The sequence below is a fragment of the Gemmatimonadaceae bacterium genome (assembly GCA_036496605.1).
Taxonomy (GTDB): domain Bacteria; phylum Gemmatimonadota; class Gemmatimonadetes; order Gemmatimonadales; family Gemmatimonadaceae; genus AG2.
Genome location: DASXKV010000068.1, coordinates 120,337 through 134,572, shown reverse-complemented (window position 1 = coordinate 134,572; position 14,236 = coordinate 120,337). Strand labels below are relative to the sequence as shown.

General features: G+C 63.8%; 14 protein-coding genes. 8 read left to right on the top strand and 6 right to left on the bottom strand.

Annotated features, from left to right (window positions below):
* Positions 1-22: 22 nt before the first annotated feature.
* The 5 genes from VGH98_26050 to VGH98_26030 are packed head-to-tail and all read right to left on the bottom strand — an operon-like array spanning position 23 to position 6,444.
* The gene (locus tag VGH98_26050) at positions 23-910 is read right to left on the bottom strand and encodes an ABC transporter permease (protein HEY2379472.1); all 888 of its coding nucleotides are present in this window, start codon (positions 908-910) and stop codon (positions 23-25) included.
* Positions 907-1,932, bottom strand: coding sequence for a lysophospholipid acyltransferase family protein (locus tag VGH98_26045; GenBank protein ID HEY2379471.1), 1,026 nt, complete (start codon positions 1,930-1,932; stop codon positions 907-909). The genes VGH98_26050 and VGH98_26045 overlap by 4 nt, the downstream gene beginning before the upstream one ends.
* On the bottom strand, positions 1,929-3,038 hold the full coding sequence (locus VGH98_26040; GenBank protein ID HEY2379470.1) for a glycosyltransferase family 4 protein: 1,110 nt from the start codon (positions 3,036-3,038) through the stop codon (positions 1,929-1,931). The genes VGH98_26045 and VGH98_26040 overlap by 4 nt, the downstream gene beginning before the upstream one ends.
* Before the next feature lie 8 nt (positions 3,039-3,046).
* Positions 3,047-4,885, bottom strand: a complete 1,839-nt coding sequence (locus VGH98_26035) for an ABC transporter transmembrane domain-containing protein (protein ID HEY2379469.1) — start codon at positions 4,883-4,885, stop codon at positions 3,047-3,049.
* The gene (locus VGH98_26030) at positions 4,885-6,444 is read right to left on the bottom strand and encodes a bifunctional response regulator/alkaline phosphatase family protein (protein ID HEY2379468.1); all 1,560 of its coding nucleotides are present in this window, start codon (positions 6,442-6,444) and stop codon (positions 4,885-4,887) included. Before VGH98_26030 ends, VGH98_26035 begins: the two co-directional genes overlap by 1 nt.
* Before the next feature lie 79 nt (positions 6,445-6,523).
* Between VGH98_26030 and VGH98_26025 the strand changes: the two genes are divergently transcribed.
* The 8 genes from VGH98_26025 to VGH98_25990 all read left to right on the top strand — a co-directional run bounded on the left by VGH98_26025 (position 6,524) and on the right by VGH98_25990 (position 13,597).
* The gene (locus VGH98_26025; GenBank protein HEY2379467.1) at positions 6,524-6,964 is read left to right on the top strand and encodes a hypothetical protein; all 441 of its coding nucleotides are present in this window, start codon (positions 6,524-6,526) and stop codon (positions 6,962-6,964) included.
* A gap of 21 nt (positions 6,965-6,985) precedes the next feature.
* Positions 6,986-7,864 carry a DnaB-like helicase C-terminal domain-containing protein gene (locus VGH98_26020; protein HEY2379466.1) on the top strand — a complete coding sequence of 293 codons (879 nt, stop codon included), beginning with the start codon at positions 6,986-6,988 and terminating at the stop codon, positions 7,862-7,864.
* Positions 7,865-7,880: 16 nt separating this feature from the next.
* Positions 7,881-9,221 (top strand): tetratricopeptide repeat protein, encoded by a 1,341-nt coding sequence (locus tag VGH98_26015; GenBank protein HEY2379465.1) that lies wholly within the window; start codon positions 7,881-7,883, stop codon positions 9,219-9,221.
* 10 nt (positions 9,222-9,231) lie between these two features.
* Positions 9,232-10,323, top strand: a complete 1,092-nt coding sequence (locus VGH98_26010) for a hypothetical protein (GenBank protein HEY2379464.1) — start codon at positions 9,232-9,234, stop codon at positions 10,321-10,323.
* A gap of 84 nt (positions 10,324-10,407) precedes the next feature.
* Positions 10,408-11,151 (top strand): YebC/PmpR family DNA-binding transcriptional regulator, encoded by a 744-nt coding sequence (locus tag VGH98_26005; GenBank protein HEY2379463.1) that lies wholly within the window; start codon positions 10,408-10,410, stop codon positions 11,149-11,151.
* Positions 11,152-11,229: 78 nt separating this feature from the next.
* Entirely contained in the window at positions 11,230-11,829 is a 600-nt protein-coding gene (gene ruvC, locus VGH98_26000; protein HEY2379462.1) for a crossover junction endodeoxyribonuclease RuvC, read from the top strand.
* Positions 11,826-12,440, top strand: a complete 615-nt coding sequence (gene ruvA / locus VGH98_25995; protein HEY2379461.1) for a Holliday junction branch migration protein RuvA — start codon at positions 11,826-11,828, stop codon at positions 12,438-12,440. Before ruvC ends, ruvA begins: the two co-directional genes overlap by 4 nt.
* A complete protein-coding gene (locus VGH98_25990; protein ID HEY2379460.1) occupies positions 12,440-13,597 on the top strand; it encodes an aminotransferase class I/II-fold pyridoxal phosphate-dependent enzyme in 1,158 nt (385 codons plus the stop codon). Before ruvA ends, VGH98_25990 begins: the two co-directional genes overlap by 1 nt.
* Before the next feature lie 89 nt (positions 13,598-13,686).
* On the opposite strand, the gene VGH98_25985 is transcribed toward VGH98_25990, so the two are convergent.
* Complete coding sequence (locus VGH98_25985) at positions 13,687-14,235, bottom strand: hypothetical protein (GenBank protein HEY2379459.1); 549 nt, start codon at positions 14,233-14,235, stop codon at positions 13,687-13,689.
* Position 14,236 lies beyond the last annotated feature (1 nt).

Here is a 14,236-nt window from a genome sequence, read left to right as displayed (position 1 = left end):
TGGGTAACTCTTGGTGGTGTGGTCACGGCCGGGCAATGTCGGCGAGTCCGGCCCCGCGCGGTATCGCGGCGCGTGCCGCGCGTGGATCGAGTGCGTCACGCAACGCGTCACCAAGCATGTTGAAGCCGAGCACCGCGGCGCCAATCGCGAGTCCGGGGAAAACCGACGTCCATGGTGCGTGGCGGAGCTGACTGAGATCGCGTCCGTCGGCGATCATCGCGCCCCAGCTTGGGGTCGGAGGTTGAACACCCAGGCCGAGGAAGGAGAGCGACGACTCGGCGATGATCGCGCCGGCGACGCCGAGCGTGACGGCGATGATCACGGGCGCGAGCACGGCCGGGAGTACGTGAACCACGATGATCCGGACATCACGACCGCCGAGGGCGCGCGACGCTTGCACGTATTCGAGCTGTCGCACGACGAGCACCTGCCCACGGACGAGGCGCGCCATGCCCGCCCAGCCGACGACGCCAATCGTCACGAAGACGACACCTAACGAAGGCTGGAGCGCCGCCACCATCGCGATGAGGAGCAGGAGAGTCGGAAACGCCAAGGTGATGTCGGCGAGACGCATAACGAGCTCGTCGACCCATCTGCCATAAAAACCCGCGATGAGCCCGAGCGTCACTCCGAGTGATAGCGCGATACCCTGTGACACGATGCCGACCGAGAGCGAGATCCGCGCGCCGTAGACGAGCCGCGCCCACACGTCGCGCCCCTGGATGTCCGTGCCGAGCCAATGGTCCGCGGATGGAGGGCTCAGTTGATTGATGAGATCGATGTGCACGGGATCGTGACGAGCGACGAGCGGGGCCGTGATGGCGAGTAGAATCAGCAGCGATACGACGCCAGCGCCGAACCAGGCGCGTGGATCGCCTCGTAAGGCACGGCCCGCGCGCGACTCGCTCACGTCGGCTCTCCGAGCTCGGGCGGCGTATTTGGTCGCTGATGCTTCCAGCGGCGATGATGCCAGAAGTACTGCTCCGGCGCGCGGCGAACCCAGCGCTCGAGCACGGCCGTGTAGTCGGCGACGATGCGCTCGACGTCGGCTTCCAGGTTGCCCGTCGGCGTCGAATCAATTGCCTCGAAGCTGAGCCGGAAGCGCCCGCTCGGTTGGCGGATGGCGGCGCCGAACACGATCGGCGCACCGAGACGAAGCGCGAAGACAGCGGGACCGCGCGGAGTTTTCGCGAGCCGCTTGAAAAAGGGCACCCACGTCGACGCAAGACCGACTGCGCCCTGATCGATGAGGAATGCGACGGCGTGTCCGGTGCGCAACGCGCGAGGCACCCGGCGGACGGCCTCATCATCGTGCACGATCATCATGCCGATGCGCTCGCGCGTCCGCGTGAGGTACCGATCGAACAGTGGATTCGCCATGTAGCGGGCCACCGCCTGGATTGGCACTCCGCGCGCCGCGACGTAAGCCCCACCGAGTTCCCAGTTGCCCAGGTGTCCAGCGACGAAAATGAGCCCCTTGTCGCGCGCGAGTCGCTCTTCCACGATGCTCCAGCCCTCGACCTCGTCGAAGAGCGAGATGATGCGGTCGCGATCGTACAGTGGGAGAATCGCGGTCTCCGCCGTTGTGCGGCCGAGGTGCGCGTAGCTTGCCTTGGCAATCCGCCGCAATTCGTTAGGCGGTAGCTCGGGAAGTGCGGCACGCACCTGCCGCTCGACGACGTCACGACGGATCGCCAGTGGCCGATAGCCGAGGGTGCCCAGGCCTGCACCCACGGCGCTCGCCGAACGCAGACCGAGACGCTTGAGGAGGGCGACGAGACCGCGCAAAGCGCCGTACTCGACACGATGTGCGATCGTCGGCCGGACGTGCCGCGCCGTACTGGATGCGTCGCTCGGCGCTGACACTGCCCGTTGCGCGCTCGACTGCCTAACGTGCGCATCCGGCGTGCGAGCGTCGGAAATGTGCGTCATCGCGCCGACCACCGTCTTCGGTCTGCGCCAGCTGACGCCGCGCGCTCGAAGCCGTCGATCATATCCGTTTCATCAAAGTCGCGCTGCACCCGCGTGCGAGCGGCATTGCCCATCGCGGTGCGCAGCTCCTGGTGTGCAAAGAAGGGCGCAACCGTCGAGGCGGTATGCGACGGAGCGCTCGGCGACAGCAGCAACCCCGTGATTCCGTCGGCGACGAAGTGTTCCGGCAGGGTTCCACGCTCGGCGAGGACCGGAATGCGCATCGCCATGAGATCGAGAAAGGCGAAGGCTCCATCATCGGCGCCGGCGACGACCCAGCCGGCGTCAGCGGAGCGCAGGATCGCGAGGTCATCCGGGCGGTGACCGAGGAAAGTTACGTAATTGCTCACACCAAGCGCGGCTGCATGCATGCGCAAATCGTCGTCTTGAGAGCCGGGACCGAGCACAACAAGGTGGGCACCGGGATGTCGCGGAAGCAAGAGACCGAGCGTGCGCATCGCCGTGGCGAGGCGAAATCGCGCGCTCGGCTCGTAGCTACACACGATAAGCACACCTTGCGCCGGCACGCCGATGCTTGCTCTGGCGAGCGGGCGCACCGATTCGTAACTCGCGACGTCGACGCCGAGAGGAGCAACGATGGGCGGAAGCGGCATCGCTGAGAGCGCGGGCGAAGCCTGCGCCTGCGCCAGCTCGGCCTCGGTCGTAAAGATCAGTCCCGCGCTCGCGATCCGGAGAGCGAGCCGGCCACTCCGCATCAAAGCGGGCGTCAGAAAAGCAGGCACGCGACGAATGATGGCACCGCGCGCGGCGAGTCGCATCGCCGAGCTCACGACGAGCTGCTCGCGATCGCTGTGGACGAACGCGACCTCCACGAAGCGCTCCTGAAGGATGCGCCGGAGATTCCACACATCGCCGGCGGCCGTGGCCTCGGGATCAGCCGGCACGGTGTCGACGCCCAATGCCTCGGCGCGACGCGCAGTCGGGCTGCCGCCGGGACAGACGAGGGTGACCTGGTGGCCCCGGGCGCCAAGTCCTCGCGCCGCAGCGACAAACGCGCGCGCGCATCCACTCCAGCCTTTATCGCCGACATAGAAGAGCAGGCGCATAACGAGCGTCAGGCTTGCGCCGTCGCTGCCGGTGGCAGTCCTTCGACCGGCTCGTCGCGAAATTGCATGGAGTAGAGCCGGAAGTAGGCGCCGCGACAGCTCAGCAGCTCCTGGTGCGTCCCGCGCTCCACGACACGTCCGCGGTCCAGCACGAGAATCTGGTCGGCATGAATGATCGTCGATAGCCGGTGGGCAATGACGAAGACCGTGCGGCCGGCGAGGAGGTGATCGATGGCTTCCTGGACGAGCCTCTCGGATTCGGTGTCGAGCGCGGACGTCGCTTCGTCAAGGATGAGAATGGGTGGATCGATGAGTAGGGCCCGCGCGATCGCGATCCGCTGGCGTTGGCCACCGGAGAGGCGCGTGCCGCGCTCGCCGAGGATCGTATCATATCCGTGCGGCAGTTCCGAAACGAATCCGTGCGCATTGGCGGCGCGCGCGGCAGCCGCGATCTGCTCCTCGCTGAAGCGACCGGCGGCGCCATATGCAATGTTGTTGCGCACCGTGTCGTTGAAGAGCACGGTGTCCTGGCTGACGATTCCCGTTAGGCCGCGCAAGGACGCGAGCTTGATATTACGGGTATCGATGCCGTCGACGAGAATGCGGCCGGCCGTCGGCTCGTAAAACCGTGGGATGAGATCGACCAGCGTGCTCTTCCCCGCGCCGCTATGTCCGACGAGCGCAAGGACTTCTCCCTTGCGTGCGGTGAAATCGACATCGACGAGCACGGGCTCGGTTTCGTAGGCGAACGAGACCTTCTCGAACACGACCGCGTCGCGGAAACCGTCCACAGTGCGAGTACCCTTGTCAGTCATCAGCTCCGTCGGCGCATCGAGGACCTCGAACAAACGATCGCTCGCCGCAAGTGCTTGCTGCGCTGTCGTCGGGACCTGCGAGAGCTGCTTGAGCGGTTGCAGCAGACGCATAACGATGACGAGGAAGGTGATCAGCTGGGCGGACTGGAGTGTTCCACCGACGAGCACCATGCGCGCGCCAATCCATAAAATGGCAACGGCGACCAAGGTCCCAAGAAACTCGGTTATCGGCTGCGAGAGAAACGCGACGCGCGTGATGCGCATCAGGCCGTCGGAGTAGCGGTTACTCGCCTCGAGGAAGCGTCGCTCCTCGTACGGCTCCGCGCCGAATGATTTCACGAGTCGAACACCCGTGACGGCTTCCTGGAGCACGCTCGTCATCTCGCCGTAGTCGTCGCCGAGGCGGCGATAACCGCGACGCAGCCGTTTGAGCAATGGCTGAAGGGCGCCGATGACGAGCGGCGCGACGATGAGTGCAATGAGTGTCAGCTGCAGCGAGATCGACAGCAGCACAGCGATGTAGGCGAGGACGAGCGCCGCACTTTGAAATGATTGCGTCACCAGCGTCGTGATGACCGCCTTGACTTGCGTCGTGTCGGAGATGACGCGCGAGATGATCTGACCGACCTTGGTGCGCGCGAAGAAACCGAGCGGCAAGCGCTGGAGATGGGTGTAGACCGCGTCGCGGACGTCACGCGTGACATACTCCTGCAACTGCGCGCCGAGATTCCCGGCCAGCCAGATGAAGAAGTTCTTGATCGCGACCGAGACCACGATGATGACGATCACCATCTGGAGCGATCCCATCTTGTCGTTGGGATCGAGGAGCATCCCGATCGTGCGATTCAGGAATGCGGTGAGCCAACCAGACTTCACGGGAAGCAGCGTTGGCATCCCGAACAGGGCATTCAGAAACGGGATCAGGAGAGCGAAAGAATAGGCGTCGAAGATCGCCGCGAGCGCGCTCGCGCCGATCGCGCCGAGCATGCGGCCCGAGTGCGGACGAAGGAATCGAAGGAGGCGTCGATACATCAGCGCGGAGTGAGCAGCGCGACGGGCAGGATGCACTCCTCGGGCGTCACACCGCCGTGAAGGAATGAGCCGCGGTAGCGGCTTTGGTATTCGCGCAATTTCGTTGGATAGACGAAGAAGGCGTCGCCGGTGGCGAGAAGCGTGTTGGCGCCGAGACCGCGCCGAGGCAGCTTTAGCGAATCCTCATTAGGAAAGAGCAGCGCGTAATCTGGATTCTCAGCGCGCAGGTCCTCACCAAACTTGTAGCGAAGGTTCGGCGTCGCGTCACGCTTCGCGAAAACTGTCGCGGGTGTGCGGCAATGGATGGAGCCGTGGTCGCTAGTGACGAGCACTTTCACGCCTCGACGCGCCGCTTCACGGAAGAGCGAGAACGCCGTGGATCGACGGAACCACTGTTGCGTGAGCTCGCGCAGTGCGGTCTCGTCGCGCGCCACCTCGTACAGAATCGCCGACTCCGAACGTCCGTGGGTGAGCAGATCGATGAAGTTGAAGACGCACGCGCCGATGCCATCGCCCGCGAGGAAGCTACCGAGACGCCGCTCGAGGTCGTCGGCTTCACCCGCCGACGAGATCTTCTCGTAGCGAATCGGTACTCGCTTCCCGAGCTCCGAAAGCTGGGCTTCGAGCAGCTCTCGTTCGTGCGCGTTGAGTGTTTCGTCTTCACGTTCGCCCCACCAATCCGGAAATCGCGCCGCGATCTCGCACGGGAACAGACCGCTGAAGAGCGCGTTCCGGGAATACGGCGTCGCTGTTGGAAGGATGGAGAAATAGTGGGTCGTCTCGATCTCGAACAGCGTCGTGAGGCTTGGCTCGATGAATCGCCATTGATCGAGTCGGAGGCAGTCGATGACGACAAATAGCGCCTGGCGATCGCGCTCCACGATCGGAAGGAGGAATTCGTGGACGAGATCGACGGAGAGTGGCGGTCGGTCGCCGGACAGCTCGCTCACCCAACGCGGATACGCACGGCGGATGAAGTTCGCAAACTCGCGACGCATGTCCGGATAGAGACCGCGAAGCGTCTCAGTAAGGCCAGTCTCGCCTGCCGCCACGAGGTCCAGATCCCATTGCGTGAGCTCGGTGAATCGGTCGATCCATCCACGCCAGTCGAGGTCGCGAAACGACTCGGCCTGCACCTCGCGAAAGCGCTCGACAAATCGCCTCGCGAGCACCTGTTGATGAATGCGAGTTCCCTGCAGCAGGCGGGCGACGACTGCATAGACCTGTCGCGGAGTGACCGGCTTCACGAGATACGAGCTGACCTCAGCGCCGAGCGCTTCCATGAGCGTGGTGTCTTCCTCGCTCTTGGTGACCATCACAATGTCGAGATTCGGCGCGATTTCCCGGAATTCGCGAAACGCATCCAAGCCGCGAGTTCCCGGCATTTGCTCGTCGAGCAGCACCAGATCGAACGCACGGCGACGGAGTAGCTCGGCTCCGTCTTCGGCGTTCGTCGCCGACTCGACAGTAAAGCCTTTGTCCCGCAAAAACATGCGGTGTGGCTCGAGAAGCTCGGCTTCGTCGTCCACCCAGAGCACGGACTTCGCATATGCGGCCATGCGGAGAGAATGTAGCCGAGCGTCGTCGAAGCCGGGAAGCGCTTCCCACGCGAGGCGCACTCTCTCCAGATTGGTCGTCGTGAACGGTTCGCACAGCTCTTTCGTACCAGCGGCGCCCCCGTACGCATTGTCGTCGCCGGCGTTCAGATTTCGCGCGCTTGCGGCGCTCGCTGGGCGCGCGCCTCTTGGCGGACCGCGCGAAGTGGTGCTCGCGACGTATCTGGTGGCACGCCTCGTCGATGATTCTCTTCCTCAGAGAGAACTTTCCGCTTCCATGCGCGGCGAACGCTCGGCAGCTGCACGCGGGTGGCTCGGAAGCGTCGCGCTGCCTGCAGCGGTTCGCGCATCACTCACCAAGCTCGCCGATGCCACCGCAGGCGATCTCGCGGACGTAGGGCAAGCATTGGCGAATGTCGTGACCGCGATCGATCCTTATCTCGACGCGGCGGCGCGGCTGGAACTCGATCGGTTGGAGCGCGCGTTCATTGCCCCTGACGCCCGCAGTGCTTGCCCCTCTTGACCACCGCGGACATTATCGGCCATGAGCTCAACGGGCGACTCACCACAGTCACCGCCATCCGAGACTACAGCGTCCTCGTTGCCGGAGCTACTCGGTCAGATCGACGCCATTGCCGAGGGCGCCCCCGACACCGACACCATCACTTGCGGCTTTCCGAGTCTGGACAGAAGCATCGGCGGTGGGTTTCGGCGCGGCGACCTCGCAGTTCTTGGCGGTGACGTAGCAAGCGGAAAATCTGCGTTCGCGCTGGCGATCGCACTGCGCTCGGCGGAGCATCACTCGGTCGGCTATTTCTCGGCCGAGATGGCACCACAGCGGTTGATGGAACGCGTACTGGCGATGGAAGGGCGCGTTCGCGTGGATGAGCTGCGGCAAGGGACGCTCGATGACTTGGCGAGGGCGCGCGTCGGTGCGGCCGTAGTGCGTCTTCGCGAGCGTTTGCCGCGCTTTGGGCGGATGTCGAGCGACTCGGCGGACGGATTGCCCGAGGGCTGGGACGAGGCAGGCGTTCCAGATCTGGTAATCATCGACGCAATTCAAAGCATTGGCGCTGGGCGACGCGACGCGGCGGAGGAACAGGCGTCGGCAATACGCGCGTTAAAATCGTTGGCGCTGGACGCTGGCATCGCCATATTGGCGACGGCTCAGCTTCCATTGCTTGGTGCCCGCCCGGACCGTCGGCCGCAACTCGACGATTTCGGGGCGCTCGGCGCGGTGAAGCATCACGCGGACGTCGTGCTCGCGCTGTACCGCGAAAGCATGTACGACAGCGCGCGCGACATCGAGGGCGCGACGGAGCTTCTGGTGCGCAAGAACCGTCACGGCAGCGTGGGCTACGTCGATCTCTACTTCTATGCACAGTGGATGCGCTTCGAGGACATGCTGGATCCCGATCGGTAGGAGTGCGAGGATGAACATGATTCGAACATTTGGCTTCCTTGCTTTCGCGTTAGGCGCGGGAGCGTGCGCGACCGCGGGGAGCGCCGCGGCCGGCCCGGAAGCCATCGCCCGGCTCGAGCGCGAGCGATCGAGCAATCCGCAGTCGGAGCCCGTGCTCCGCTCACTCGGTATCGCGTATTACAAGTCCGGAAAGTTGACGGAAGCGCGGACGGCGCTCGAGCAAGCGGCGAAGCTGAATCCACGCGACGGCACGACGGCGCTCTATCTTGGCCTAACGGCTGAGGACCAAAACGATTTCGCGGCGGCGCGCACGGCATACGCGTCATACGTCGAATACGGGCGCACGAGCCGGGTACGTCACGCGCTCGAGGCGCGGCTCGCGGCGCTGCAGCGGAAGCAGCTCGAGCAGACCGCACGCGCCGAAGTTCGGGACGAGCAGCGACTCGCACAGGTGCCTGGGACGCCCAACGTCGTCGCGGTACTCCCGCTCGCGTTCAGCGGTGCCGACACGTCGCTCAAACCGCTCGAACGCGGACTCGCGGAGCTATTGACGACGGATCTCGCTCGCTCGTCGCGTCTCACCGTCGTCGAGCGACTCCGGCTGCAAGCGGTGCTCGACGAGATCCGGCTCCAGAAGACGGGTGCGACGGATTCGTCGAGCAATGTCCGCGCGGGAAAGATTCTTCAGGCGGGACGACTCGTGCAGGGCTCGATTCTACAGCGGGGGCAAGACCTTCGTGTGGACGCAGCGGTGATCGATGTACCGACGACGCGCGTTGCCGGAGCGACGAACGACAATCGCGCGCTCGACCAGCTGTTGACGCTCGAGAAGAACATCGCGCTCGGACTCTTTCAGCAGCTCGGTGTGACGCTGACGACGGCGGAGCGGAACGAAATCGAACAGCGACCGACCCGATCGCTGGCGGCTTTCGTCGCTTATAGTCGCGGCCTCTTGCTCGAGGACGAGGGGCAGTTCGAAGCCGCGGAGACGTTCTATCAGAACGCGGCCCAGCTCGACCCAGGCTTTGCCGCCGCGGCGGCCAAGAGCCAGCAGACTCGTCTCCTCATCGCGGGCAACCAACTCAACTCGCGGTCGATCGAGAGCAATCTCGCCGGGAGCGCCGAAGGCCGAATCGCCGATCAAGCGGCGTTAGGCACCGTTGCCACGAGCAGCGAGGGCGGCACCGCCCTCGGCGTAGCGGGCGACCTCAATCCATCCGCGTCCGGCGCGGCAGCATCGAATGCCGCGGGCGCGCTGACCGGACCGCCGCTGCGCGATCCAGTTGGCGAGGGCACGGGAATCGACAATCCAGGCCAGAAGACGGCGCGGGTCGAAATCGTCGTCAAGCGGCCGTGAGGAGATGACCATGCGCTATTTCATCGCCACGGCGGCGCTCTTCACGTCGTTCGCCGCGCCGCTCGCCGCCCAATCAGTGTATGACGCGAACCTTCGTGGCGCTCCGCAGTTCGTTCAATATCAGGTCAGGTCGCCGATAAACGAGACGATCTCGGAATTCACGCTCCCCATCTATGTCGTTGTTCCGGTCTCGTCGATGTTGAACTTCGACGTTGGCACCTCGTTCGTTTCGGCACGCGTCCGGCCTAACGGCACTGGCACCGAGGCGGCGAGCGACGTGAGCGGGCTGACGGACACGCAAGTGCGCGCGAATCTCAGCCTCGGAACAGACTTTGTCGTCCTCACGGCCGGCCTGAACCTCCCAACAGGCAAAGAGACGGCGACGCAGGCGGAGGAGCTGGCTGCGTTTCGGATCGGAAACGATTTTCTCGCATTTCCCATATCGAATATGGGGACAGGTTTTGGCGCGACGGCCGGAATCGCGGTCGCACGACCGCTTGGTTCGTGGAACCTCGGCTTCGGCGGCAGCTTGCGAAAGAGCGCGGCGTACGAGCCATTCGTCGATAACACGGGCGCGCAGCCGCGCTTTCAACCGGGGAACGAGTATCGCGGACGCATCGGCTTGGATCACCCGTTGGGCACAGGACGCGTCGCGTTCGGTTTCACATACTCGAAATTCGGGAACGACAACATTGACGAATCGATCTACAACACCGGCGATCGCTACATCACGCAGGCCGGCTTCAACGACTCATTCGGCCCGGCCAATCTCCTCGTGAATGCGTGGGATCTCTATCGGCGATCGGGGACCATTTTCACTGGCGAGCGCACCGGGCGAGAGAACATCGTGAATGTCCTGGTGGGTCTCGGGTTTCGCGCGATGAGTGGCGTGCTCGAGCCCTCTGTCGAATTGCGGAACTGGACGCAGGAGAATCTGAGCACGAGCATGCTCGGCACGCTTGGTCTGCGATATAGCGTCGACGCGGGCGGGTTCGCGATTACGCCGAGCGCTGGCTACTCGTTCGGCCGCTTTGCGGCGCTCGATGGGACGGCGGATCTCGGCGGATTCCGGGCGGCAGTCGCTATTCGCGTCGGGCAGTAACTCATCGCTTCGACGGTGGGGTGCGAGCGGGCTAACGCTATATTGGTCACGAGGTCCTCGACTCGTCCCCGAACCGAGCTGGCTATGGCTGGTCATAGTAAATGGAAGCAGATCAAGCATTACAAAGCGGCGGCCGACGCAAAGCGGGGGGCCCTGTTCACGAAGCTGATTCGCGAGATCACGCTTGCCGCCAAGCAAGGCGGCGGCGACCCTGACGGCAATGCTCGTCTCCGAACGGCCGTCGATAATGCACGCGCGAGCTCGATGCCGAAGGAGAACATCGAGCGCGCAATCAAGAAGGGGACGGGAGAGCTCGAGGGCGTGGACTACCAGGAAGTGACGTACGAAGGCTATGGCCCGGGCGGCGTCGCGATGATGATCGAGGCCGTGACCGACAACGCGACCCGCACGGTGGCTGATGTGAGGTATCGGATGTCGCGCGGCGGCGGGAATATTGGTACCCCGAACTCCGTCGCCTGGATGTTCGAGAAGAAGGGCCAGATCCTCATCGATGGCGCGGGCCGGGACGAGGATGCGCTCATGGAAGCGGTCCTCGACGCAGGCGGGGAAGATCTTCGTCGCGAAGAGGACCAATACGTCATAACGACTGCACCCGGTGACTTTCATTCCGTGCGCGCCGCTTTGCAGAGCAAGGGCCTGCCGATTGTTGAAGCCGAGCTCGCGATGGTCCCCAAGTCGACGGTGAAAGTCGAGGGGCGGGAAGCCGAAACATTGCTCAAGCTCATCGAGTCGCTCGAAGAGCTCGATGACGTGCAGAAGGTGTGGGCGAACTTCGATATCGACGTCGAACAGATGGTGCGCGCTTAGTAAGCGCGGGGCACTAGGCGCTAGGTGCTAGACTTCGCACCCCTGGCACCCAGCACCAAACACCTAGCACCTTCTGTCATGCTCGCACTCGGCATCGATCCCGGCACTGCCAACACGGGATATGGCGTCGTTCGCAGTGACCGGCCCGGGCTCGCGACCCTCGTCGAGTGCGGAGTGATACGGACGCGCCCGCGCGATCCACTACCGTCTCGTCTCGCCGAGATCTACGACGGCGTCACACAGCTCATCGCTCGGCATCGACCAGATGCGCTTTCGGTCGAGGACGTGTTTTATGCGCGCAACGTGCGGACAACGGTCGTTCTCGGCCACGCTCGGGGCGTGATTCTTCTCGCCGGACATCAGGCGCATCTGGACATTCACGAATTCCCGCCTGCTGAGATAAAGAAGGCAGTGGTCGGCGCTGGTGGAGCGACGAAAGAGCAAGTTCAATTTATGCTCACACGACTCCTGCGCCTGAAGGCCGTCCCGCAACCTTCCGACGCCGCGGACGGTGTCGCGGCGGCGCTAGCGTACCTCATGAGCTCGCGGCTTCCGACGATCTCGTCCGCGACTCGCGAGACGACCGAGCGTGCGCAACGTGGACGGCGCGACGCGGCGGTTGAACGCGCGATGGCGAGACTCGCGGCACGGCGCTCGGGCGACGAGAGGAAGACGTGATCGCTCACGTCGCCGGGACGCTGCTGGCCAAGGCGTTGGACCGCGTCGAGATCATGACCGCGGGCGGCGTGGGGTACGAGCTGCTCGTGCCATTGAGCGTTTACGAAACGCTGCCCAAGATCGGCGAAGCGGTTCGGCTGCACACCTACCTTGTCGTGAAGGAGGACGGCTGGCAACTGTTCGGCTTCACGAGTGCGTTCGAGCGGCAGGTGTTCCAGCGCGTGCTGGGCGCAAAGGGTGTGGGTCCGGCGCTGGCGCTCGGGCTGTTGTCGACGCTCTCGGCCGAGCGACTGGTACGGGCGATTCGGGAAAAGGATATTGTCACCCTTCAGAGCGTCCCGCGGGTTGGCCGAAAGAAGGCGGAGCAGCTCGTGCTCGATCTCGCGGACAAGCTGGACGAGGTTCGTGCGGCCGCGCCGAGTGGCGTCGGGCGCGGCGAAGGGGGCGCGACTGCCGAAGATGCGGCTCGCGCTCTTGTTTCGCTGGGCTATTCTACAGGCGATGCCGAGCGGGCCGTCCGTGCCGCGCTCGACGACGGCGGCAAGGGAATGAACGCGCCGGAGCTGATTCGTCGTGCACTCACCAAGGTCGGCGGCGGAGGTGGACGGTAATGCTCGCAGCGAGACGAACGTCGACGTTCACGGAGTCGGTGATCCGCGAGATGACTCGCATCGCGCAAATGCACGAGGCGGTGAATCTCGCGCAAGGATTCCCAGACTTTCCGATGCCCGAGCCGATGAAGGACGCGGCATGTGCGGCGATTCAAGGCAATATCAATCAATATGCCGTGACCTGGGGTTCGGCGAATCTCCGCATCGCGATCGCAGAGAAGTATCGTCGATGGTACGGGATGGAGGTCGATCCCGACCGCGAAGTCACGGTCACCTGCGGCGCAACGGAGGCCATGGCGTCGGTCTTCATGGCGCTCATGGATCCGGGCGACGAAGTGATCGTGCTCGAGCCGTTCTACGAGAATTACGGACCGGATGCCATTCTCGCGGGTGCCACGCCAGTCTTCGTCCCATTCGAGCGACCCCATTGGACGCTCGACGGTGATCGCCTTCGGAAAGCGTTCAACAAACGGACGAAGGCGATCATCATCAACACGCCGCACAATCCAACGGGTCGCGTTCTCACGCGCGCCGAGATGACACTGATCTCGGAACTATGCTTGAAGTACGACGTCTGGGCGATTACCGACGAAATTTACGAGCACATTCGTTATGCGGGCGACCATCACGTGATGGCGACGTGGCCCGAGATGCGCGAGCGGACGATCACGATCTCGGGCCTATCGAAGACCTTCAGCTGCACGGGTTGGCGCCTCGGTTATGCAGTCGCACCGCCGGCTCAGACGGGGCCGATTAGAAAAGTTCACGATTTCCTAACAGTCGGAGCGCCGGCACCATTGCAGGCCGCTGGTGCAGTCGGCCTCGCATTCGATCCCGACTACTTCAATCACCTCGCGCTCGACTATCGGGCGCGCCGGCACGTGCTCGTCGAAGCACTCAATGAAGCGGGCTTTTCTTTCGCCGTTCCCGAGGGCGCCTATTACATACTCGCTGATTTCTCCGCACTGAGCGATCTGGATGACGTGACCTTCGCGAAGTGGATGACGCAAGAGATCGGCGTCGCAACGGTGCCCGGCTCGAGCTTCTACCACGAGCGTGAGCTCGGGCGAACGCTGGTGCGCTTCGCGTTCTGCAAGAAGTTCGATACGCTTCGCCGAGCGGCGGATCGGTTGGTCGAGGTGAGAGAGAAGGTGTGATTGGGAGCGACGAGGGGCTAGCGCAAGAGAGGCTAGAGTCAGCTGACCCTAGCCCCTTCCTTATGCGCTAGCCCCAGCCCCTAGCCCCTCTACGGATGCGGCACTCGATTCGCCGACGTACTCACCTGGAGTAAAATCGCGTGTAACGCGAGGAATTCTGCCGGTGGATTCACGAGGAATGCCGCGTTCGCGTTATTGACGAAGCCATCGAAGGCGCTGAGCACCGTCTGGAGCTGACCCGCCGTCGGACGTGACAGCAAGCTCGGAAGATTGGAGAGAAGCTGCTCCTGCACACCGTTGCTCACGCCAGCGCCAGACAGCGCCTTCTCCATTTGACTTCGCACGGTTGGCGTCGCCGTGGTCATCATGTCGATCGCGGCTGTCGTGATCTCCGGCGGAATCGCGACGCCCGTGATCGGTGACACGACGTTCTTGTTGCGCAGCAACTGGTCCATCTCGTTCTGGACCGCGTTCGCGACGGCGAGATCCATTGGCACGCCGACCGTTCCCGGCGTGAACAGCGTCACTACGACGAAGGGGATCGTTGTGTTGTTGTTGGCTGCTTGCGCGCTCGCGCGGGAAGAGACGGCGACGCCTAACGTCGCCACGCCCAGCCCGAGTATCATCAACTTTTTCATG